Genomic DNA, 20,042 nt, shown 5'->3' on the forward strand with positions numbered 1-20,042 from the left:
CTCACCGTCATCTCGGCTTTACCGTTCCAGGTGTGAGAGCGCTCTCAAAGGTGAGATGGCGGCGCGGACTGGCCGCCGTAGCGATTGCCCTGTCGTCATTGGCGACGGTCGAGGCCGCGTACGCGGCCGACGACTACACGCAGAACGTGACCGCGATCGACTCGACTCAGGCCCGGATCAACTTCACGCCGACGACCCCTGCTGTCTACGTCGACGTGCACTACCTGATCTCCGGCCAGGGGCAGCAGAACTTCCGGATGACCAACAACGCCGGGACCTGGCAGAAGACCGTCGGGTCGCTGTCGTCCGGCACGGTGATCGACTACTGGTTCACCTACGAGAAGTCCGGGCCTCAGTACGACACTCCGCACTTCAGCTACACGCACAACGGCGCGTCGCAACCGGTCGCGACGCCGACGTTCAGCCCGCCCGGCGGTACGTACTCGACCGCGCAGACGGTGACGATCTCGACCGCCACGTCCGGCGCGACGATCCGCTACACGATCGACGGCTCGACGCCGACCAGCGGTTCGACCCTGTACAGCGGCCCGATCTCGGTGCCCAGCAACAGGACCATCAACGCGATTGGTATCAAGTCGGGTCAGGCGAACTCGTCGGTCGGCAGCGCGTCGTACGTGATCGGCACGCCGGTCGCCACGCCGACGTTCAGTCCGCCGGGCGGCGCCTACGCGTCCGCGCAGACGGTGACGATCTCCACCGCGACCTCCGGCTCCGCGATCCGGTACACAGTGGACGGCTCGACGCCGACCTCGTCGTCGACCTTGTACAGCGGGCCGATCTCGGTGCCCAGCAACAGGACCGTCAACGCGATCGGTATCAAGTCGGGGCTCGCGAACTCGGCCGTGGCCAGCGCGACGTACACGATCGGCACGCAGCAGGGTTGTACGCAGTCCGACAACCCGAACTTCGGGCCGAACACGCGCATCTTCGACCCGAGCATGTCGGCGACGAGCATCCAGACGCAGCTCGACATCGACTTCAACAACCAGAAGGACACGATCACGGCGCAGATGGCACCGCGGCGGGTCGCGCACCTGTTCAAGCCCGGCACCTACAGCGGCATCCACGACGACGTCGGCTACTACACGTCCGTCTCGGGTCTCGGCCGCAACCCCGGTGACGTGCTGATCAACGGTGACATCACCGTGGACGCGTTCAACGAGTCCGACAAGGGCGTGGCGCTGCAGAACTTCTGGCGCTCCGCCGAGAACATGGCCGTCAACCCGGCCAGCGGCACCAACCGGTGGGCGGTCGCGCAGGCCGCGCCGTTCCGTCGCATGGACATCCGCGGCAACCTGGCGCTGTACCCGGCGAGCTACGGGTTCGCGTCCGGCGGCTACACGGCTGACAGCCGCGTGTCCGGTCAGACGGCGTCGGTCTCGCAGCAGCAGTGGTACACGCGGGACACGAACTACGGCAGCTGGAACGGCGGCGTGTGGAACATGGTGTTCTCCGGTACGCCGGGCGCACCCGCGACCACGTTCCCGAGCCCGCCGTCGACGAACCTCGCGACGACGCCGATCTCGCGCGACGTGCCGTACCTCTACCTCGACGGCAACCAGTACCGGGTCTTCTTGCCTTCGTTGCGCACCAACGCTTCCGGTGCGTCGTGGATCAACGGCGGCACGCCCGGCACGTCGTTGCCGATGAGCCAGTTCTACGTCGTGAAGTCCGGCGACACCGCCGCGACGATCAACGCGGCGCTGGGTCAGGGCTGCAACCTGTTCTTCACGCCCGGCATCTACAACGTCAACCAGACGATCAACATCACGCGGCCCAACACCGTCGTGCTGGGCATCGGCTACGCGACGATCGTGCCGCAGAACGGCGTCACCGCGATGCAGGTCGCGGACGTCGACGGCGTGCGGATCAAGGGCATCCTGTTCGACGCCGGCACCACCCTGTCGAGCTCGCTGCTGACCGTCGGCCCCGCGGGCTCCTCGGCCTCGCACGCGTCCAACCCGACCACGCTGCAGGACGTGTTCTTCCGCGTCGGCGGGGCGGTCGCGGGCAAGGCGACCAACAGCCTCGTCGTCAACAGCAACAACACGATCATCGACCACAGCTGGATCTGGCGCGCCGACCACGGCAACGCCGGCACCTGGGGCTGGAACGAGGCCATCGGTGACACCGGCCTGGTCGTGAACGGCAACGACGTGCTGGCCACCGGCCTGTTCGTCGAGCACTACCAGAAGTACCAGGTCATCTGGAACGGCAACGGCGGACGGACCATCTTCTACCAGAACGAGATGCCGTACGACGTGCCGAACCAGGCGGCTTGGAATGCTCCCAACGGGGTGACGGGCTACGCGGCCTACAAGGTCGCGGACAGCGTCACCACGCACGAGGCGTGGGGGCTCGGCAGCTACTGCTTCTTCAACGTCAACCCGTCGGTGAGAGCGGAGCACGCGTTCGAGGTGCCCAACCGATCCGGCGTCCGGATGCACAACCTGCTGACCGTGTCGCTCAACTACCAGGGAACGATCACCCACGTGATCAACGACGTGGGGGCGGTGACGCCGCCGGGCACCGTGCCGGTGAACGTCGTCAACTACCCGTAGTGCTGCCCTGAAGTACGGCCCGTCACCTCCTCCTGGTGACGGGCCGTATCGCTGCCGCCACCTATGATGCGGCCATGTCGATCGAGCGGGGCGCCGAGTTCGCCGAGTTCTGGGCTGAACGGCACCTGTGCACGTTGTCCACCGTCCGTCCCGACGGGACTGTGCACGTCGTCCCGGTCGGGGTCACGCTCGACGCCGAGGCCGGTGTCGCGCGGGTGATCACCAGCGGCGCGTCGTGGAAGGTCAAGCACGTTCGCAAGGCCGGGTACGCCGCTGTGTGCCAGGTGGATGGTCGGCGTTGGTCCACCTTGGAGGGTCCGGCGGTCGTGCGCGACGACGTGGAATCCGTCGACGAGGCCGTGCGGCGGTATGCGCTGCGCTACAAGCAGCCGCGGGTGAATCCGCAGCGCGTCGTGATCGAGATCCAGGTGAAGCGTGTCACCGGCACCGTCTGACGTCGTTGTCGTCGGCATCGGGGCCGACGGGTGGAATGGGCTGTCGCCCGCCGCTCAGCAGGCAGTTTCCAGGTCGCGGGTGGTGATGGGGTCGCGGCGCCAGCTCGACCTGGTGCCGGGGGAGTTCGAGCGGGTCGCGTGGCCGTCGCCGCTGGTACCGGCGTTGCCCGAGTTGTTCGAGAAGTATCGGGACGTGTGCGTGCTGGCGTCCGGTGACCCCATGTTCCACGGCATCGGCACGACCCTGGTCCGGTTGCTCGGCGACCGCGTGACGGTGATCCCGCATCCGTCGTCGGTGTCGCTGGCCTGTGCGCGGCTCGGGTGGGCGTTGAACGAGGTCGAGGTCGTGTCCCTGGTGGCGCGTTCGATCGATTTGCTACGGCCCGTGTTGACTCCGGGACGGCGCGTGCTCGTGCTCGGTGGTGACCCGGCCGCTGTCGCCGAGGTTGTCGGCGCGGACGGGCAGATCGTTGTGCTCGAACAGCTAGGTGGGCCCGCCGAGCGGGTTTACCCTTGGTCCGGGCAGGACTCGGATCCGTTGTGCGTGATCGCGGTCGAGTACAGCGGGAGCGCTCTCTCGCGGGTTCCCGGACTGCCTGATGACGTTTACGAATCCGATGGTCAGCTGACGAAGCGAGAGGTGCGGGCTATTTCGTTGTCGAGATTGGCGCCGCTGCCGGGGCAGCTGCTGTGGGACGTCGGGTCCGGGTCGGGTTCCATCGCGATCGAGTGGGCGCGCACGCATCCGACCTGCCGCGTCATCGCCATCGAGCAGTCGGCCGAACGCGCAGAGCGAATCGCCGGTAACGCTGCGTCTCTGGGTGTGCCGGGTGTGGAGGTCCACATCGGACGGGCGCCGGACGCGTTGGAGGGGCTGGAGAAGCCCGACGCGATCTTCGTCGGCGGCGGCGTGACCGTGCCCGGCGTGATGCAGGCCTGCTGGGACGCTTTGGCTTCCGGCGGTCGTCTGGTGGTGAACGCCGTGACGCTGGAGTCCGAGGCCGTGGTGGCGCAGTGGTACGCGCGGCTCGGTGGCGACCTGGTGCGGATCGCGGTGAACCGCGGCTCCGCCGTCGGCAAGTTCACCGGCTGGCGGCCGCACATGCCCGTGACGACGTGGAGCGTTACCAAGTGACCGTGCACTTCATCGGGGCCGGGCCCGGTGCGGCCGACCTGATCACGGTGCGGGGGCGCTCGTTGATCGAGTCGTCGCCGGTCTGTCTGTACGCGGGCGCGTTGGTGCCCGTGGAGTTGCTGGACTTCTGCCCTGACGGGGCGCGCAAGATCGATACCGCTTCGCTGACGCTGGACGAGATCGTCGCCGAGCTGGTCGCGGCCTCGGAACAGGGGCTGGACGTGGCCCGGCTGCACTCCGGGGACCCCTCGGTGTTCAGCGCGATGGCCGAGCAGATGCGCCGGTTGGACGCGCTGGAGATCGCTTACGACGTGACGCCCGGGGTGCCGGCTTACGCGGCCGCGGCGGCGTCGTTGCAGCGTGAACTGACCGTGCCGGGTGTCGGGCAGACGGTCATCCTGACGAGGACTTCGCAGCGTGCCACGCCGATGCCGGACGGTGAGGACCTCGACACGTTGGGTCGCAGTCACGCGACCCTCGTGTTGCACCTGGCCGTGCAGCGGATCTCGGACGTGGTCGCGGAACTGGTGCCGAACTACGGCCTGGACTGCCCGGTCGCGGTCGTCGCCTATGCGTCCCGTGAGGACGAGGTCGTGTTGCGCGGGACGTTGGACGACATCGCGGCGCAGGTCGAGGCCGCCGGGATCAAGCGGACCGCGGTGATCATCGTGGGGCAGGTGCTGGGGGCGACGCAGTTCCCGGACAGTCACCTGTACTCGGCCACGCGCGTTCGATGATCCTGATCCTCGGCGGAACGGGGGAGGCGCGCGAGCTCGCATCCCGTGTACCGGCTGTTTCCTCGCTGGCGGGGCGTGTCAGTTCGCCTCGGTTGCCTGTCGGTGAGGTTCGGATCGGCGGGTTCGGCGGTGTCGACGGGCTCGCGCAGTGGTTGCGGGACAACGATGTCAGCGCCGTGGTCGATGCCACGCACCCGTTCGCTCGGCAGATCACCTCGAACGCTTTCGAGGCTTGCTCTCAACTCGGCGTCCCGTTCCTGATCCTGCGGCGGCCTGGATTCACGCCGCAGCCCGGGTGGCACTGGGTCGACAGCGTTGCCGATGCCGCGCGCGATCTGCCTGGGGCGCGGGTGTTCCTGACGACCGGACGACAGGACCTCGCCGAGTTCGCCGCGTGCCCGCAGTGGTTCCTGGCGCGGATGGTCGAGCCGCCGGAACCGCCGATGCCACAACGGATCGAGGTGCTGCTGTCGCGCGGACCGTTCACTGTGGACGGTGAGCTGGAGCTGATGCGGTCCCGGGAGATCGACGTCCTGGTGACCAAGGACAGCGGCGGCTCGATGACGTCGGCCAAGCTCGAAGCCGCGCGCCGTCTCGGTGTGCCGGTCGTGATCGTGCGTCGGCCACCGCTCCCACCTGCGGAAACGGTGGCCGACGTCGACGGTGCCGTCAGCTGGTTGGGTACCGTCGGGGCGTGAAGACGACTCCCTGAGGCGTCAAGATCGTCTGCGACGAGCCGATGATCAGCAGGCAGCGCATGTCGATCGTGGCCGGGTCGAGCGCGCCGAGCGTGAGGACGCGGATCTCCTCCTCCGGGCCGCCGACATCGCGTCCGACGACGATCGGCGTCTCCTGGGCGCGGTGCTGGAGCAGCAGGTCGCGCATGTCCGCCACCTGGTGGGTGCGGGCCTTGGACGCCGGGTTGTAGATCGCGATGACCAGGTCGGCCTTGGCGGTGGCTTCCAGCCGTTCGGCGATGACGTCCCACGGCTTGAGCCGGTCGCTCAACGAGATCACGGCGTAGTCGTGCCCGAGAGGCGCGCCCGCCTTGGCGGCCACGGCGTTCGCGGCCGTCACACCGGGGATGACGCGCACCGGCACGTCCTGGGTCTCCGCGGCCACTTCCAGCACCGCGGTGGCCATCGCGAAGACGCCGGGGTCGCCCGACGACACGACGGCGACCCGCGCGCCCTTCCGCGCGAGGTCCAGGGCGAAGGCCGCGCGTTCGGACTCGACCTGGTTGTGCGAGGAATGGCGCTTCTGGCCAGGGCGTTCCGGAACCCGGTCGAGGTAGGTGCTGTAGCCGACCAGTTCGTCGGCGGCCTCCAGTTCCTGGCGGGCCTCCGGGGTGAGCCACGCGCGGGCGCCGGGACCGAGGCCGATGACCACGACCTCGCCCTTCGGCTTGGCGGGCTTGGACTGGCTCGGCAGCAGGGCCAGCGAGAAGTACGGGACGCTCTCGGGATCGACGTCGGCCAGCGGCGACATCTTCTGACGGCCGGTGGTGGCGCGTTCGACGTACCACGCGCCGTCGAGCCGGCCGGCCGTTTCGAGGGCCTCGCGGACGTTGCCGAAAGTGCGGCCCAGCTTGAGGATCGCGGCGCTGTCGGTGTCGGCGAGCCTGGTCGCGAGTTCGGCGGGCGGCAGCGTGCCCGGCAGGATCGTGAGCACCTCGTCGCGTTCCACGAGCGGTGTGCCGAGTACTGCTGAAGCGCCGCTCACGGACGTGACGCCGGGGACCACCTCCCACTCGTAGCGGTCGGCCAGGCGTTTGTGCATGTGCATGTAGGAGCCGTAGAAGAACGGGTCTCCAGCGGCCAGGACGACGACGACGCGTCCGGCGTCGAGGTGCGCGGCCAGCTTGGCGGCGGCCTCCTCGTAGAAGGCGTCGATCTCACCCTGGTAGTCGTCCGTGTCCTCAGTGGTGACCGGGTAGACGAGCTGTTCCATGATCTGCGGATTCGGATCGTCCTGGCTGCGGAAGTAGGGCGCCGCGATGGTCTTCGCGACCGACTTGCCGTGCCGGGCGCTGTGGTACGCCACCACGTCGGCTTCGTTGATGAGCCGCGCGGCCTTGACCGTCAGGAGTTCCGGGTCGCCGGGACCCAGGCCGACGCCGTAGAGCTTGCCCGTCATTCTTCTTCGCTCGCAATCGCGTTGATGGCCGCCGCCGTCATGGCACTGCCGCCGCGCCGGCCGCGCACCACGAGGTGCTCCAGATCCGTTGCGGCCAAAGCTTCCTTGGACTCCGCGGCCCCGATGAACCCGACCGGGATGCCCAGGACCGCGGCGGGCCTCGGGGCTCCGGCGGCGATCAGGTCGAGGAGGTGGAACAACGCCGTGGGGGCGTTGCCGATCGCGATCACCGCGCCGTCGAACCGGTCCGCGAGCAGCTCCAGGGCGGCGGCGCTGCGCGTGTTGCCGATGGTCTGCGCCAGCTCCGGTGTCCGCGGATCCTGCAGGTAGCAAAGGACTTCGTTGTCCTTGGGCAAGCGGCGGCGGGTCACGCCGGACGCGACCATGTTGGCGTCGCACAGGATCGGCGCACCGTTCCGCAACGCCTCCCGGGCGTCGCGCACGACGTTCGGGGAGAATGCGACGTCGTCCGGCAGGTCGGTCATGCCGCACGCGTGGATCATGCGGACGACGACTTTCGCGACGTCGGCGGGGAACCTGGTGAGGTCCGACTCCGCGCGAATGGTGGCGAAGGACTGGCGGTAGATCTCCGCCCCGTCCCTGATGTACTGCGTCAACGGATCTCCTCGTAGCCGTCGCCGGTCGCGACGAACTCGGTCACATCGCCGGCGGGACGACCGCAGCGGCGGGCACAGCCCGACCAGTGCACGGCGCCGGGAGTGTCGGACCTGCTCCCTAGAATTGAAATTGGGGGTACCCGGCCTGGCGCGTGTGTGTGGTCGGACGCATCGGGCCGTGTGTGCGCATCGGGCCGTGTGCGGCCGTTGACCCAAGCGCGCGCATCGGCGCGTACGTCGGAGAGCGACTTCGCGCAGCCGGGGCGTCCGGTGCAGGCGCTGACGCCGTGCCACGGGGAGACCGGGTCGGTGATGAGGCCGGAGGTGTCGGTGCCGGCGGGGACGACCAGGCTGCGCCACGGGGTCAGGCGGAGCGGGACGCCCGGGAGTTGGTGGGCGTCGAGCCGGCCCAGTGGAACGCCTGGGGTCAACGGTGAAGGTGCGACAGGAGTCACAGCCGGGACGAACAAGGCCTCGGAGGAGGCGCCGAAGTGGGCGGTGATCTTTCGCACACCGTCGTCCACTTCGGACAGGCGCCAGGACGCGCCGCGGAGCTGCTGGAAGAGGCGGGCGGCGGTGACCACCGCGTCGACGGGGTCGGTGACGCGGATGCCGGTGTCGCGGCCGGCGAGCAGGAGCACGTCGCCTGCCAGGCCGATGTCGCCGCCCAGCCCGCTCACCGAGGCCCCGACCGTCACCAGGAAACGCCCTGGTAGCGAAGCCAGCGCCGGGTCCGCGCACAGGGCCGCGTCGATCGCGTCGACCAGCGCCTGGTTGTCGTCCAGCGGGGCGGCGATGATGTTGCGGATCCGCTCGTGCGACGCGGAGGGCAGCAGTCCGGCCGCGGCCAGTCGCGCGCCCAGTTCCACGCCGTCCGCCAGCCCCCTGATCTGGAGGTTCGCCCGCGAGGTCAGTTCGACCGAGCCGGTGCCGAGTTCGAGCGACGCGAGGCGCACGACGTCCCACTGAGCAGCGGAAAGAGTGCCGCCCGGCACCCGGATGCGCGCCAGCCCGCCGTCGGCCGCGGCGTGCAGCTCGACGGCGCCGGGGCAGGCGTCCGGGTGACTACGCATAGGTCGGACTGTAACCCGCCGGTTAGGGTGAGCCCGAACGACGAAGCGCAGGAGGAAGCCGGTGTGAATCCGGCGCGGTCCCGCCACTGTGACCAGCGAACACCGCTGGGAGTCAGGAACTCCGCTTCGCCAGTCACCCGCACTTTGGGGCGAGGACCCCACGAGGGATGGAGCCTGCGTGATCCTGTTGCTGTCGACCTCCGACACCGACCTGCTGTCGGCGCGTGCGAGCGGCGCCGAGTACCGGCTCGGCAACCCCGCGCGACTCACGACCGACGACCTGCCCGAGTTGATCCAGGACGTCAGCCTCGTCCTCGTGCGCATCCTCGGCGGGCGCCGGATGTGGGAGGAAGGCCTCGACTGGCTGCTGGCGTGCGGCCTGCCGGTGGTGGTGCTCGGCGGCGAGCAGCAGCCGGACGCCGCGCTGATGGAGCTGTCGACGGTGCCCGGTGGCGTGTGCGCCGAGGCGCACCTCTACCTCGCGCACGGCGGTCCGGCGAACCTCACCGAGCTGCACAAGTTCCTGTCGGACACCGTGCTGCTGACCGGCCACGGCTTCGAGGCCCCCGCCGCCACCCCCACGTGGGGTGTGCTGGAACGCGAGGGCACCCCAGAAGGCCCGACGGTCGCGGTGCTCTACTACCGCGCGCATCACGTGGCCGGGAACACTGCCTTCGTCCACGCCCTGTGCGACGCGATCGAGGCCAAGGGCGGGAAGCCCCTGCCGGTCTTCTGCTCCTCGCTGCGCACCGCCGAACCCGAACTGCTCGACACGCTGCGCCAAGCCGACGCGCTCGTCGTGACGGTGCTCGCGGCGGGCGGCACGAACCCCGCGAAGGCGTCCGCCGGTGGCGACGACGACGCGTGGGACGTCGGCGCGCAAGCCGCGCTCGACGTGCCGATCCTGCAGGGGTTGTGCCTCACGTCGAGCCGCGAGTCGTGGGACGAGAACGACGACGGACTGTCTCCTTTGGACACCGCGACCCAGGTCGCGATCCCCGAGTTCGACGGCCGGATCATCACGGTTCCGTTCTCCTTCAAGGAGATCGACTCCGACGGCCTCACCGTCTACGTGGCCGACCCGGAACGGGCGCTGCGCGTCGCGGGCATCGCGGTCCGGCACGGCAGGCTGCGGCACATCCCGGTCGCGGAGCGCAAGATCGCGGTGATGCTGTCGGCGTACCCGACCAAGCACTCCCGCATCGGCAACGCGGTCGGCCTGGACACGCCGGCGTCGACCGTGCGGTTGCTGAAGGCCATGCAGGAGCACGGTTACGACATCGGCGACGCGCTGCCGGGTGTGCAGGAGCTGGACGGCGACGCGCTGATCCACGCGTTGATCGCGGCCGGTGGTCAGGACGCGGACTGGCTGACGCAGGAGCAGTTCGAGAGCAACCCCGTGCGCATCGCGGCCGCGGACTACCGGGAGTTCTACGAGACGCTTCCCGAGGACTTCCGCGAGTCGATGCAGGAGCACTGGGGCGAGGCCCCTGGCACGCTCTTCGTGGACCACAGCAAGTCCAAGGACGGCGAGATCGTGCTGGCCGCGTTGCGGTCCAACAACGTCGTCGTGATCGTGCAGCCGCCGCGCGGGTTCGGCGAGAACCCGATCGCGATCTACCACGACCCGGACCTGCCGCCGTCGCACCACTACCTCGCGGCGTACCGGTGGATCGAGTCGAACTTCGGCGCGGACGCGGTCGTGCACGTCGGCAAGCACGGCAACCTGGAGTGGTTGCCCGGCAAGACCGTCGGCATGTCGGCATCCTGTGGCACGGACGCGGCGCTCGGCGATCTGCCGCTGGTCTACCCGTTCCTCGTCAACGACCCCGGTGAGGGCACGCAGGCCAAGCGCCGCGCGCACGCCACGCTGGTCGACCACCTCGTGCCGCCGATGGCCCGCGCCGACAGCTACGGCGACATCGCGCGCCTGGAGCAGTTGCTGGACGAGTACGGCAACATCTCCGCGATGGACCCGGCCAAGCTGCCGGCGGCCCGCGCGCAGATCTGGACGTTGATCCAGGCCGCCAAGCTCGACCACGACCTCGGCCTCGAGGACCGGCCGCACGAGGCGGAGTTCGACGAGTTCATCCTGCACGTCGACGGCTGGCTCTGCGAGGTCAAGGACGTCCAGATCCGCGACGGCCTGCACATCCTCGGCGAGGCGCCGACCGGCAGCGTTCGCGTCAACCTCGTGCTCGCCATGTTGCAGGCACGACAGATGTGGGGCGGTCAGGTCGCCGCGCTGCCCGGTCTGCGCGAGGCTCTCGGCCTCACGACCACGGGTCGCGAAGACGTTGACGCGGTTGAGGAAATCGCGCGCGGGCTCGTTCAGGCCATGGAGGACGCGGGCTGGAACCGGGAAGTGGCCAAGACTCTGCACGAGTCCGAGGACGTGCAGAAGATCCTGGAGTTCGCGGCGGTCGAGGTCGTGCCCCGGCTGGCGCGCACCACCGACGAGATGACGAACGTCCTGCACGCTCTGGACGGCGGCTACATCCCGGCCGGCCCGTCGGGTTCTCCGTTGCGCGGCCTGGTGAACGTGCTGCCGACCGGCCGCAACTTCTACTCGGTCGACCCGAAGGCCATCCCGTCGCGGCTCGCCTGGGAGACCGGTCAGGCGATGGCCGACTCGCTGCTCGCCCGCTACCGCGAGGAGAACGACGGCGAGTGGCCGCCCTCGGTCGGTCTGTCGGTCTGGGGCACGTCCGCGATGCGCACCGCCGGTGACGACATCGCCGAAGTGTTCTCGCTGCTGGGCGTGCGGCCGGTGTGGGACGACCAGTCGCGCCGCGTCACCGGCCTCGAGGTCGTCTCGCTGGAGGAGCTGGACAGGCCGCGCATCGACGTCACGATCCGCATCTCCGGCTTCTTCCGGGACGCCTTCCCGCACGTCGTGTCCATGTTGGACGATGCCGTGCAGCTGGTGGCCGCGCTGGACGAGCCCGCGGAGCAGAACTTCGTGCGGGCGCACATGCTCAAGGACCTGGAGGAGCACGGCGACCAGCGCAGGGCCACGTTGCGCGTCTTCGGTTCCAAGCCGGGCGCGTACGGCGCGGGTGTGCTGCCGTTGATCGACAGCCGCAACTGGCGCGACTCGTCCGACATCGCCGAGGTCTACGCGGTGTGGGGCGGTTACGCGTACGGGCGTGGTGTGGACGGGGTGGCGGCGCGCGCGGACATGGAGTCGGCGTACCGGCGGATCGCGGTGGCGGCCAAGAACATCGACACCCGCGAGCACGACATCGCCGACTCGGACGACTACTTCCAGTACCACGGCGGCATGGTCACGATGGTGAAGGCGTTGACGGGCAAGGCACCCGCCGCGTACGTCGGTGACAGCACGCGCCCCGAGGCCGTCCGCACGCGTACGTTGACCGAGGAGACCTCACGGATCTTCCGCGCCCGCGTGGTGAACCCGCGCTGGATCGGCGCGATGCGCAACCACGGCTACAAGGGCGCGTTCGAGCTGCAGGCGACGGTCGAGTACCTGTTCGGCTACGACGCCACGACCGGTGTCGTCGCGGACTGGATGTACGAGAAGCTGACCGAGTCGTACGTGCTCGACCCGGAGACCCGGAAGTTCCTGCAGACCAGCAACCCCTGGGCGTTGCACGGCATCGCCGAGCGTCTGCTGGAGGCGGCCGAGCGCAAGATGTGGGAGCACCCGGAGGAGTCCACTTTGGACGCGCTGCGGGCGGCCTACCTCGAGACCGAGGGCGACCTCGAGGACGGCGTCTGAACGACCCGGACGCAGCAATGACCCGGTGACGGATCAAGGCGGGCGGACACGCCGTTCGCCTTGATCCCGTCCAGCAGGCCGTTGATCAGGCACAGGGTCATGCCGCACACCAGTTGCGCGTGCCGCTGCGCCAGGCTGTGGAACGGGCAGTTGCCCAGCAGGATCTCCTCGCCCTCGGTCCGGGGCTCGAAACCGAAGTCTCCCAACGCCCCGGTCAGATCGCCCGAGGCCATGGAGGCCAGGTCCGCGCCCCACTCGTGGGCACGCCGGTTGAGGATCTCGCGCGGAGGCTCGCCGGTGCTCTCCGCCTCCATCAACGCGTCCGTGACCAGGTGGCTCGCGGCCTCGTAGCGGCGGTTGGGCAGCGACACCTCGATCTGCTCCTCGGAGCGCCGGTACAGCTTCGCCGGCCGGCCCGCGCCAGGTCCGGTGCGGCCGGTGCGCCGCTGGTGCACCACTGTGAGCAAGCCCATCTCGACCAGCTTGTCGAGGTGGAACGCGGCCGTCGTGCGGGGGAGCCCAGCGGCCTGCGCGGCCTCGTCCTTGCTGATGGGCGCGGTCTGGTGCACGACGAAGTCGTAGAGCCGGCGGCGGTTCGGCTCGTCGAGGGCCGCGACGGCGGCGACGGGGTCGGCCATCTCTAAAACCTACTCTTGTTGACTAAATTCGGCGAACGGATCTACCGTGGCGAACATGGACGTCGAGGCGGCGCAGCGAGCGGTCACGGACCTTCTCAAGGCACTGGGCAAGGACCCGTACTCGGCGCACCTGGCCGACACCCCGCGCCGCGTGGCCGAGGCCTACGAGGAGATGCTGACCCCGCGCGCCTTCACCATGACGACGTTCCCGAACGACGAGGGCTACGACGAACTCGTGCTGGCGCGCAGCATCCCCGTGCAGTCGTTGTGCGAGCACCACATGCTGCCGTTCCACGGCGTCGCGCACGTCGGATACCTGCCGGGAGAACGGATCCTGGGCCTGTCGAAGCTCGCGCGGGTCGTGGAGATGTTCGCCCGCGACCTCCAGGTGCAGGAACGGCTCACCAAGCAGGTCGCCGACTGGCTGCAGGAACACCTGTCGCCCAAGGGGGTCGGCGTCGTGATCGAGGCCGAGCACATGTGCATGTCGCTCAGAGGCGTGCGGGTCAACGGATCCCGCACGGTCACCTCGGCGCTGAAGGGCGTGCTGCGGGAGAACCCCGCGTCACGTCAGGAGTTCTTCTCCCTCGTTCAGGCCGCCTGAACAGGCCCGAACACGTAGGAGCCGGCGGCGTCCGCGTTGTCGCCGGCCCAGAACTCCGCCCACAGGGTGGCGAACTCGGCCCGCGAGAGCCTGCCGTCACCGTCGAGGTCCAGGACGGAGAAGTCGGTCGTGCCCTCGTGGCCGAGCCAGGCCTCGATCATCACCCGGTACTCGTCCTCGGAGACGTAGTCGTCGCCGTCCGCGTCGACGGCACCGAACATCACGTCCGCGGTGCCGAGCACGGGCTCGATGTTGGTGGGCAACACGTCCACGACGTTCAGGACGTCGTCCAGCGTCACCCTGTCCGCTCCTCCCGCGGCCGACTGCAGAGTCGCCCACCAGCCGAGCATCACCTGGGACAACAACTTCTCGTCGCTGCCGCGCAGTTCCGCCCAGCGCGCGGCGAGGAGCCGGAAGTCCTCCTCGGTCAGATAGCCGTCACCGGTGACGTCCATCGCGCCGAACACCAGGTGCACCTTGCTGCGCTGAAATTCGCTCGCCATGCGCAGGACCATAGGCTGAATGCCGCAACGGGAACTATCGGCCGAATGGGTCCGAACTAGTCCACAAAGAGTGCATCTGCGAGCTGCAAACGGCCGGACACACCGAGCTTCCGGTAGATCCCCGAGAGCACGCCCTCGACCCCGTCGACGGGCATGAGCAGCGTGGACGCGATCTCGTCGTCCGAACGGCCGCGCGCCGCCAGTTCCGCGACCTGATGCTCCGTCGGGGTGAGCGCGGTCGGGCCGGTCTGGCGCATCCGCCGAGGTCCGGCGCTCGTCGCCACCAGTTCGGAGTAGGCCCGCGCGGCCATCGCCGAGGATCCGCACTTCTGCGCCAGGTCCATCGCGTCACGCAGACAGGTGCGCGCGAAAGCCGTGTCGCCCTGACGGCGCACCACGACGCCGAGGTCGACCAACGCGCGCGCCAGCTCCAGGCGGGCGGGGGAGCCACGCAGCACCCGCACGGCCTCTTCCAGCAACGTCCGCCCGGCCGCACCCGCCGTCACCCGGCCGGCCGCGCGCAACGCCATGCCCAACGCCCTGGGCGCGCCCCAGTCGCGGGCCAGCGTGACCTCTTCCATGGCCAGTTCGCGGGCCCGTTCGCCGTCGCCCATCGCGGCACTCGCCAACGCCGCGCCGGAACGCCACGCCAGCGCCGCCGGATTGCGGTACGGCCACGCCGCGCAGTGCCGTCCTGCGGCCAGAAACGCCTCCAGGGCCTCGTGATCGTCGCCTCGTGCGGTCAGCATCCGTCCGCGCACGGTCAGCACGCCGCCGTACGACCAGACGCGCCGCGCCCCGTCCGTCGAGGCCTCGGCGATGACGACGGCGGCCTCGTCCAGGCGGCCCTCTTCGAGCAGGATGTCGGCGAGCAACGCGGCGTGCCACGTCGACACCGCGTGCCAGCGCCGGTCCTGGCGCAGATGGTCGGCCGCGACCTCCAGGTCGGCGCGGGCGGAGACGAGATCTCCCTTGCGGCGCTGGACGTTCGCGCGCATCACGTTCGTCAGCGCCCGCAACGCCGGAGCCTGCGCGCGGTCGACCTCGTCCAGCACTGCCAGCGCCTCGTCCAGCGAGTCGGCCAGGTTCAGCGTCATCGCGGACGCCAGCGACGACAGCACGCCCGTGGCCGACACGAGCGGAACCGCCTCCGCGGCGCTGATGTCCCCGACCATCACGTGGTGCAGCACTCCGGCGGGCGTGTCGAGCGGCACCGACGACGGCACGGCCTCCTGCCACACCAGCCCGTGCACGGCCAGATGTGCCTGGGCCAGTGGGGAACCGCCCAGAACCGCGGGGATCTCGGCGGGGTTGCCCTCGGCGTGCAGCGCGTAGGACAGGGCCACCGCGGACTCCACGTCGTCCACATCGGACTGGAACGCCTCGCGCAGCCGGGCCGTCGCGCCGGGCAGGTTACCGACCAGCTCGGCGATTCCCAGCAGCCGCAACGCCCGTGACGGGTTCGCCACCGGTTCGCGCAACGCCCGCCACAGCAACCGCGCGGCACCGGCCGTGTCGCCGTGGTTCACCGCCTCCTGCGCGGCCCGGTCGAGCACCTCGCCCGCCCACGGTTCCAGGCCGGGCGAGGTCTCCAGCAGATGATCGGCGACGGCCCGGTCCGTAGCGCCGTGCGTGCGCAACGACCGCGCGGCCCGAAGGTGCAACGCGGCCCGCGCACCGGCCGGCATGTCGTCGAGGACGGCGGGCCCGGCCACGCCGAGCAACTCGACAGTCCGGACCGCCTCGGCCAGCTCGACGGGACTGAGCCGGGTCAGCTCGGCCAGCACGCCGGGATGCGGCGAAGAACCCAGGGCCGCAAGGCAATGAGCCGCGGCCACCACAGCAGCCGGACGGCGGCGCAGCCGGGCGGCCATGATCTCGCCGGCCACCTCCGCGCCACGCTGGGCGACCCGCCACGCCGCTTCGGCGGTCGGCGGCACCCGGTCCTCCGCCAACGCCTTGAGCAGCCGCGTCACCGTCAGCGGGTTCCCGCCGGTCGCCTCCGCACAGGCCGTCACGAACTCGGGCGCGGCCTCACCCAGCGCCGACGTGACCAGCACACCGATCTCGGCCGGCGTCAGGTTGTCCAGCGTGACCCGTTGGCACGCCGCCATGATCTCGCCGTAAGAAGGATCGTCACATCGCTCGCCCACCCCCACGGCCAGCACGAGAGCGATGGGCAGCCGTTGCACCCTCAACGCCAGATAGGCGAGCCAGCGCAGGGAAGCGGCATCGGCCCAGTGCGCGTCGTCCACGACGATGAGCAGATCGCCGCGCGCGGCCAGCCCGGCGGCCAGCCGATAGATGCCGTGCAGCGCGGGAAAGTCGGCGGTCACGGCTGTGAGCTGCAACGCACTCATCGCTTCCGCGGGCACGAGATCGGGGTCGATCAGGTCGAAGAGCTGTGCCACGATCCCGAACGGCAGGTCGCCTTCGAGCGCGCTGCCCCGCGCCCGCACGACCTGTCCCCGCCAGTGCGCGGCGAGGTCGTCCAGTGCCGCCGTCTTGCCCGTGCCGGGTGCGCCTTCCACCACCGTGGTCGTGCCCGGCACCACCTGATCGCTGATTCCGGCGCACCACACTTTCAGCCGGTTTTCCAAGATCTCTCCACAATCCGCCGCTGAAAGTATCAGCGGAATTGATGTTAGGAGAAAGCGCTCCACTTGCCCAGGTAAAGGTTCCCGCGTCAAGGGCGTCTCAACAGGAGGGCTGCACGTATGATCCCGCGGGCAACTACTCGAATGGGTAGCGGCAGCGTGGCGGCGGCCTCACCCGCTCATCCCAACGGCCTAGGAGAGGCGCTTCGGGGCTGGTCGTGGTGCAGGTCGTTGTGGTAATGCAACGAGTGTTCTCCGCCGCCGCGGAGCGAAAGGAAAAATGGGTGTCGGGGAATCGGGACGGGGTGTTTCGCGGCCGTGAGGGAGAACGGGAGCTCCTGAGCGGTGTGCTGAACGCGGGCACCGGTGTGGTGCTGATCGAGGGGGAGGCGGGCACCGGGAAGACGCGGTTGCTGGCCGAGATCGCCGCCGTCGCCGCCGGCCGCGGGTTCGAGGTGGCCACCGCCCAGGACGAGTTCGATCAGCCGTTCCTGCTGGCCCGCCTGGCCGACCGCCGCCCGGACGGCCCCGCACTCGTCGTGCTGGACGATCTCCACCTGGCCGAGCCGGAAACGCTGGCCGCGCTGCGCGCACTGTTACCCGCGCCCACGCACGAGAAGGTGGTGTGGCTGCTCGCCCGCCGTCGTGGCGAAGGCGCGGACCGCCTGTTCGCCGCCGCGGCAGGACGCGGAGCGACCCGGATCGAGCTGAGGCCGTTGGCGGACAACGCGGTCGAGGATCTCGTGACCGACCTGACCGGCGGCATCCCCGACCAGGACCTGAAAGCGCTTGCTTCGCTCGCCCAGGGCAATCCCGCCGCGCTGGTCGGCCTCTTCGCCGCTCTCCGGCTGGACGGCCAGGTGGTGGTCACCGCCGAGCACGCCTCGATCAGGACAGACCGCTCGCCGCACGCCACCGAGGCGTTGCTGCGCGACCGCGTGAGTGCGTTGAGCGGCAAGGCGAGGCACCTCCTGCAGGTCGCCTCGGTGCTCGGGCCGCGCTTCGAACCCGGTGACGTCGCGGAGATGCTGGCGTCGAGCACCGCGATCCTGTTGCCCGCACTGGACGAGGTCATCGGCGCGGGCGTCGTGACGTCGCTGGACGACCGGCTGGCGTTCCGTCACGAACTGCTCTGGCGGCTGGTCGCCGACTCCGTGCCCCTGCCCGTGCGGCGCGCGCTGCACCGCGAGGCCGGCGAGATGCTGCTGGCACGCGGGGATTCCGCCGTGCTGGCCGCGAGGCACCTGCTGCACGGCGCCCAGCGCGGCGACGCCCGGTCGATCGACGGCCTCGTCGCGGCCGCGAAAGCCGTGCTGTGGAACGCCCCCGAGGCCGCCGCCGAACTCGCGGTGCGCGCGCTGGAACTGACCGACCAAGCGTCTGCTTCGCTGGTCCACCGCACGGTCATGGCGGTGCGCGCGCTCACCGCGGCCGGCAAGCTCACCGCCGCGCAGGCGCTCGCGCGGGAAGCGCTGTCCCGGCACGTGTCCCCGGAAGCCGCGGCCAAACTCCGGCACTGCGTGGCCACGACGACGTTGCTGGGCGCCCGGCACACCGAGTCGCTGGAGATCTCCGAGGCGTTGCTGCGCGAACCCGATCTGGCCCCGGAACTCGCGCCGTGGGTGGAGATCACCCGGCTGATGGCCTTGCTCGGCCACGACCGGCGCCGCGCCGAGGAACTCGCCGAGGAGGTCGTGCGCACCCGTCAGGGGTCACCGGACGACGTGCTGGCAACGGCTTTGGCCGTTCTCGCGGCGATCGCGCGCGACACCGGACGGCCCGGCGCCGCCCTCGAACTCGCCCGCGAGGCCGCGCGATCGAGCACCTCCCACGACCTCAGCGCCTACCCGCAGCTGCTGTTCGCGACGCTGCTCGCGGGGCTGCGGGAGTTCGCCGACGCCGGCGACGTGGTGCGGCGGGTGCGCAGCGGGCCGTCCGCGGTGGTGACCAGGGAGGTCATGACCGCGGTCGTGCAGGCGCGGATCCTGTTGCAGGCAGGGCGGATCGAGGAGGCCTCCGTCGAGGCGCGCGCCGCGCTGACGGTGGCGGAGGAGACCGGGCACGAGACGGTGGTGGCGCCCGCGCTGGCGGTGCTGGCGATGGTCGCGATCCACACCGGCGACCTGCCCGCCGCGATCGAGCACGTCGAGCGCTACCGCGAGCAGGTCCCCGCCGACGAGATCCTCTTCTCCCGCGCCTACTACCAGTGGGCCGACGTGCTCGTCACGCACGTCGGCTCCGGGCTGGAGAAGGCGCTGGCGCTGCTCACCGACGAGTACCCGGGCCTGGTGTCGTCGGGGCTCTTCGCGGAGGAACCCCGCGCCGCCGGGTGGTTCGTCCGCCGGGCGCTGGAGGCGGGGGACGAGCGGCTGGCGAAGGCCGTCGTGGACCGCGCGGAACGGCTCGCCGAGGAACACCCCGGGTTCGGCGCCGTCGCCGCGGCCGCCGTGCACGCGCGCGGTCTGTTCGACGCCGACGCGAAGCTGCTGGAACTGGCCGCACAGCAGCACCGCGACCTGTGGGCGCGGGCGAACGCGGCCGAGGACCTCGGCGTGCTGCTCACGGGCACGCCGGACCGGGCGGAGGCGGTGAGGGCGCTGGAGACCGCGCTCGGCCTGTACCGGGAGATCGGGGCGTCACGGGACGGGGCGCGGGTCCTGGGCCGGTTGCGCAAGCTCGGCAGGCGCCGCAGGGCCGCTCCGGCGCGCCCCGCGTCCGGATGGTCCAGTCTGGACGACACCGAACGGGCGATCGCGAACCTGGTGGCCAAGGGTCAGACGAACCGGCAGATCTCCACGCAGCTGTTCATGTCACCGCACACGGTGAACTTCCACCTGCGCAAGATCTTCCGCAAGCTGGAGATCAGCTCTCGCGTCGAGCTGGTGATGAGGTCGCGGGACGACCAATAGGCGTGGCGGTCCGCTTGGCCTGACGACGTAGCTGCAGGATGCGGGCCGCGCCGACCACGGCGACGAGCAGCGCACCGCCGATCGCGCCGAACAGCAGCGCCACCCCGAGGGGAAGGCTGAACTCGCCCCACAGGAAGTGGATCGTGGCGTTGCCGCCGTTCTGCAGGATGAAGATCAGCAGGAAGATCAGCACGACGATCGCCACCAGCACGGCGACCCAGGTACCGCTGATCCGGGTGGGCCGCGTCGTCTTCTTCGGTGCGACCGGTGCCGGAGCGGCCGGGATCGGTTCCGTGACCGGCGTTTTCGGGGAC

The 20,042-nt window shown here is 70.1% G+C and carries 15 protein-coding genes and 1 riboswitch; of the genes, 8 read left to right on the top strand and 7 right to left on the bottom strand.

Translation table 11 applies throughout. From position 1 onward, the window contains the following. Window positions 1-32 precede the first annotated feature (32 nt). The 5 genes from OG205_RS44970 to OG205_RS44990 all read left to right on the top strand — a co-directional run bounded on the left by OG205_RS44970 (window position 33) and on the right by OG205_RS44990 (window position 5,607). The gene (locus OG205_RS44970) at window positions 33-2,582 is read left to right on the top strand and encodes a chitobiase/beta-hexosaminidase C-terminal domain-containing protein (protein ID WP_330273836.1); all 2,550 of its coding nucleotides are present in this window, start codon (window positions 33-35) and stop codon (window positions 2,580-2,582) included. A 74-nt stretch (window positions 2,583-2,656) separates the two neighbouring features. After that, window positions 2,657-3,037 carry a TIGR03618 family F420-dependent PPOX class oxidoreductase gene (locus tag OG205_RS44975; protein ID WP_330273837.1) on the top strand — a complete coding sequence of 127 codons (381 nt, stop codon included), beginning with the start codon at window positions 2,657-2,659 and terminating at the stop codon, window positions 3,035-3,037. Further along, window positions 3,018-4,172 carry a precorrin-6y C5,15-methyltransferase (decarboxylating) subunit CbiE gene (cbiE, locus tag OG205_RS44980; protein WP_330273838.1) on the top strand — a complete coding sequence of 385 codons (1,155 nt, stop codon included), beginning with the start codon at window positions 3,018-3,020 and terminating at the stop codon, window positions 4,170-4,172. The genes OG205_RS44975 and cbiE overlap by 20 nt, the downstream gene beginning before the upstream one ends. Next, window positions 4,169-4,909, top strand: coding sequence for a precorrin-4 C(11)-methyltransferase (gene cobM, locus OG205_RS44985; protein ID WP_330273839.1), 741 nt, complete (start codon window positions 4,169-4,171; stop codon window positions 4,907-4,909). Before cbiE ends, cobM begins: the two co-directional genes overlap by 4 nt. Further along, window positions 4,906-5,607, top strand: coding sequence for a cobalt-precorrin-6A reductase (locus tag OG205_RS44990; protein WP_330273840.1), 702 nt, complete (start codon window positions 4,906-4,908; stop codon window positions 5,605-5,607). The genes cobM and OG205_RS44990 overlap by 4 nt, the downstream gene beginning before the upstream one ends. Here the strand turns inward: OG205_RS44990 and OG205_RS44995 are convergent. From OG205_RS44995 to OG205_RS45005, 3 genes are read right to left on the bottom strand one after another with little or no spacing between them, the layout of a single operon-like run. Further along, window positions 5,579-7,045 (bottom strand): precorrin-2 C(20)-methyltransferase, encoded by a 1,467-nt coding sequence (locus OG205_RS44995; RefSeq protein ID WP_330273841.1) that lies wholly within the window; start codon window positions 7,043-7,045, stop codon window positions 5,579-5,581. The genes OG205_RS44990 and OG205_RS44995 overlap by 29 nt on opposite strands. After that, the gene (locus OG205_RS45000) at window positions 7,042-7,662 is read right to left on the bottom strand and encodes a precorrin-8X methylmutase (RefSeq protein ID WP_330273842.1); all 621 of its coding nucleotides are present in this window, start codon (window positions 7,660-7,662) and stop codon (window positions 7,042-7,044) included. Before OG205_RS45000 ends, OG205_RS44995 begins: the two co-directional genes overlap by 4 nt. Continuing rightward, window positions 7,659-8,735 carry a hypothetical protein gene (locus tag OG205_RS45005; protein ID WP_330273843.1) on the bottom strand — a complete coding sequence of 359 codons (1,077 nt, stop codon included), beginning with the start codon at window positions 8,733-8,735 and terminating at the stop codon, window positions 7,659-7,661. Before OG205_RS45005 ends, OG205_RS45000 begins: the two co-directional genes overlap by 4 nt. 8 nt (window positions 8,736-8,743) lie before the next feature. After that, window positions 8,744-8,878, top strand: a riboswitch (cobalamin riboswitch). Between the two features lie 35 nt (window positions 8,879-8,913). On the opposite strand from OG205_RS45005, the gene cobN reads away from it, so the two are divergent. Then, window positions 8,914-12,477, top strand: a complete 3,564-nt coding sequence (gene cobN / locus OG205_RS45010; protein ID WP_330273844.1) for a cobaltochelatase subunit CobN — start codon at window positions 8,914-8,916, stop codon at window positions 12,475-12,477. Here cobN and OG205_RS45015 read toward each other — a convergent pair. Continuing rightward, a complete protein-coding gene (locus tag OG205_RS45015; protein ID WP_330273845.1) occupies window positions 12,438-13,115 on the bottom strand; it encodes a helix-turn-helix transcriptional regulator in 678 nt (225 codons plus the stop codon). The genes cobN and OG205_RS45015 overlap by 40 nt on opposite strands. A gap of 55 nt (window positions 13,116-13,170) precedes the next feature. On the opposite strand from OG205_RS45015, the gene folE reads away from it, so the two are divergent. Further along, a complete protein-coding gene (gene folE, locus OG205_RS45020) occupies window positions 13,171-13,719 on the top strand; it encodes a GTP cyclohydrolase I FolE (RefSeq protein ID WP_330273846.1) in 549 nt (182 codons plus the stop codon). Here the strand turns inward: folE and OG205_RS45025 are convergent. After that, complete coding sequence (locus tag OG205_RS45025) at window positions 13,707-14,222, bottom strand: EF-hand domain-containing protein (protein WP_330273847.1); 516 nt, start codon at window positions 14,220-14,222, stop codon at window positions 13,707-13,709. The two genes, folE and OG205_RS45025, sit on opposite strands and share 13 nt — an antisense overlap. 56 nt (window positions 14,223-14,278) lie before the next feature. Further along, entirely contained in the window at window positions 14,279-16,822 is a 2,544-nt protein-coding gene (locus OG205_RS45030) for a helix-turn-helix transcriptional regulator (protein ID WP_330273848.1), read from the bottom strand. A 281-nt stretch (window positions 16,823-17,103) separates the two neighbouring features. Between OG205_RS45030 and OG205_RS45035 the strand changes: the two genes are divergently transcribed. After that, window positions 17,104-19,728, top strand: a complete 2,625-nt coding sequence (locus OG205_RS45035; protein WP_330273849.1) for a helix-turn-helix transcriptional regulator — start codon at window positions 17,104-17,106, stop codon at window positions 19,726-19,728. Here OG205_RS45035 and OG205_RS45040 read toward each other — a convergent pair. Continuing rightward, window positions 19,682-20,014: a LapA family protein gene (locus OG205_RS45040; RefSeq protein WP_330278374.1), complete on the bottom strand. Its 333-nt coding sequence runs from the start codon at window positions 20,012-20,014 to the stop codon at window positions 19,682-19,684. The genes OG205_RS45035 and OG205_RS45040 overlap by 47 nt on opposite strands. Window positions 20,015-20,042 lie beyond the last annotated feature (28 nt).

It is taken from the genome of Lentzea sp. NBC_00516 (assembly GCF_036346835.1).
In the GTDB taxonomy this organism is placed as follows: Bacteria; Actinomycetota; Actinomycetes; order Mycobacteriales; family Pseudonocardiaceae; genus Lentzea; species Lentzea sokolovensis.

What these genes read in the sequence shown, in the direction of transcription:
- folE (WP_330273846.1), top strand. Translation starts at nt 13,171, where the DNA reads ATGGACGTCGAGGCGGCGCAGCGAGCGGTCACGGACCTTCTCAAGGCA.
- OG205_RS44995 (WP_330273841.1), bottom strand. Translation starts at nt 7,045, where the DNA reads ATGACGGGCAAGCTCTACGGCGTCGGCCTGGGTCCCGGCGACCCGGAA.
- OG205_RS45015 (WP_330273845.1), bottom strand. Translation starts at nt 13,115, where the DNA reads ATGGCCGACCCCGTCGCCGCCGTCGCGGCCCTCGACGAGCCGAACCGC.
- OG205_RS44990 (WP_330273840.1), top strand. Translation starts at nt 4,906, where the DNA reads ATGATCCTGATCCTCGGCGGAACGGGGGAGGCGCGCGAGCTCGCATCC.
- OG205_RS45025 (WP_330273847.1), bottom strand. Translation starts at nt 14,222, where the DNA reads ATGGCGAGCGAATTTCAGCGCAGCAAGGTGCACCTGGTGTTCGGCGCG.
- OG205_RS45005 (WP_330273843.1), bottom strand. Translation starts at nt 8,735, where the DNA reads ATGCGTAGTCACCCGGACGCCTGCCCCGGCGCCGTCGAGCTGCACGCC.
- OG205_RS44975 (WP_330273837.1), top strand. Translation starts at nt 2,657, where the DNA reads ATGTCGATCGAGCGGGGCGCCGAGTTCGCCGAGTTCTGGGCTGAACGG.